General features: G+C 45.6%; 4 protein-coding genes. 1 reads left to right on the top strand and 3 read right to left on the bottom strand.

The features are described 5' to 3' along the window. On the top strand, window positions 1-186 hold a 186-nt coding region (locus tag C7N83_RS15480; RefSeq protein WP_211296678.1), incomplete at its 5' end, for a hypothetical protein. An 83-nt stretch (window positions 187-269) separates the two neighbouring features. Here C7N83_RS15480 and C7N83_RS13890 read toward each other — a convergent pair. The 3 genes from C7N83_RS13890 to C7N83_RS13895 all read right to left on the bottom strand — a co-directional run bounded on the left by C7N83_RS13890 (window position 270) and on the right by C7N83_RS13895 (window position 1,151). Then, window positions 270-467 carry a hypothetical protein gene (locus C7N83_RS13890; protein ID WP_106743281.1) on the bottom strand — a complete coding sequence of 66 codons (198 nt, stop codon included), beginning with the start codon at window positions 465-467 and terminating at the stop codon, window positions 270-272. A 76-nt stretch (window positions 468-543) separates the two neighbouring features. Next, window positions 544-702 carry a hypothetical protein gene (locus C7N83_RS15075; protein ID WP_170064934.1) on the bottom strand — a complete coding sequence of 53 codons (159 nt, stop codon included), beginning with the start codon at window positions 700-702 and terminating at the stop codon, window positions 544-546. An 11-nt stretch (window positions 703-713) separates the two neighbouring features. Then, window positions 714-1,151, bottom strand: coding sequence for a DUF29 domain-containing protein (locus C7N83_RS13895; protein WP_106743285.1), 438 nt, complete (start codon window positions 1,149-1,151; stop codon window positions 714-716). Window positions 1,152-1,242 lie beyond the last annotated feature (91 nt).

Below are 1,242 nucleotides of genomic sequence, written 5' to 3' on the forward strand. Positions count from 1 at the left end.
TTTAAACCGTTAATCTTAGCGCAGGGCTTCCACCTGCTCCCCAACCTGTTACCGGTAGTCAGTCTCTATCAAGGACATCTCGAAAATACAGCAAAGACTGATAAGACCCCTTCCGCGATTGTTTACCCTCCTGCTACTGCTGATTGTTTCACAGGCAAAGTGCTTGTAACCGGACATCACACCTAGGACGGTATCGTAACCCGCTCAGCCTATTTATCACCCAGCCGCTGGGTTGCTGGCCGTCTGAAAGCGACGGTAGGGAATTTCAGTCAGCAAATCACCTTATCTTTACAGTAGATTCTGCCGACCTGCTTCATCGCATCTTTCATGCTCTTAGCCGGACGAGGCGGCAACTCCGAAAAAATCCCGTCTGTGCCTTTACGCCATACCACCAGCTTACCTTTTGAATAATTGGCCACCGCCGCCTTGCCGTCGGCGTAACCGATTTCAACATAAATCGTTTTCATCTTTCTGCTCCTTGAAAACACAAAGGCCGTCTGAATATTCAGACGGCCTGTTGCCATACTTTTAAAAACAGCCGGACTATTTTTTAAGACCGGCCTTTTTCAACATTCCACGAACCAAACGGCGTGATTCTTCGGAAGTCAGCGTTTTAGATTGGCGTGAACGCTCAATTTTCTTAGACAACCATTCATCATAAGGTGTATTGGTTGGCTTTATTGCCTCTTGAAATTCCGACATCTACACCCCCATCAATCAGGCAGAAAATCGTTGTCTAAAATCTGCTGCACAGTCCAAATCGGCCATTCTGGAAAAACCGATTCATCTAAATCCGTTTCCTTAACTGCCGCCGTTACACCATACGACCAAACTTTAGCAAGATATTCATCATGAGAAACCCGACCTTTCAAGCTGGGTGATTCTTCAAAAATATCAGCAATCCGCGCCCGTTGCTCTTTAATCGTAGCACGCCATGAATTACCCTGCCGTTCCGGTTGGAATTTCCATTTCAACAAATGGCAGATTAAAACCTGCAAGCGGCTCTCTAAAGCCCGTTGCTCGCTTTTGCCCATATCTTCAATTTCCTCAGCAAGGTTTCTGAAATCAATACTGTTGACCAATCCCGCCCGAAGCAAACCGGCCTGTTCCGCCGTCCACTTTGCAAAATCGGTTTCATAAGAAGTTGCCATTTACTACTCCCAAATACGTGGCTGAAACAAATCAAATTATATCATATTTAGACAAATCAAAGAGTTTTAAAACCGGCTTACAAAATCCGAC

Source organism: Neisseria iguanae (assembly GCF_003013245.1).
Lineage (GTDB): Bacteria > Pseudomonadota > Gammaproteobacteria > Burkholderiales > Neisseriaceae > Neisseria > Neisseria iguanae.

Excerpts from the sequence above, each read along its gene's own strand:
- C7N83_RS15075 (WP_170064934.1), bottom strand. The coding sequence starts at position 702 with ATGTCGGAATTTCAAGAGGCAATAAAGCCAACCAATACACCTTATGAT.
- C7N83_RS13895 (WP_106743285.1), bottom strand. The coding sequence starts at position 1,151 with ATGGCAACTTCTTATGAAACCGATTTTGCAAAGTGGACGGCGGAACAG.
- C7N83_RS13890 (WP_106743281.1), bottom strand. The coding sequence starts at position 467 with ATGAAAACGATTTATGTTGAAATCGGTTACGCCGACGGCAAGGCGGCG.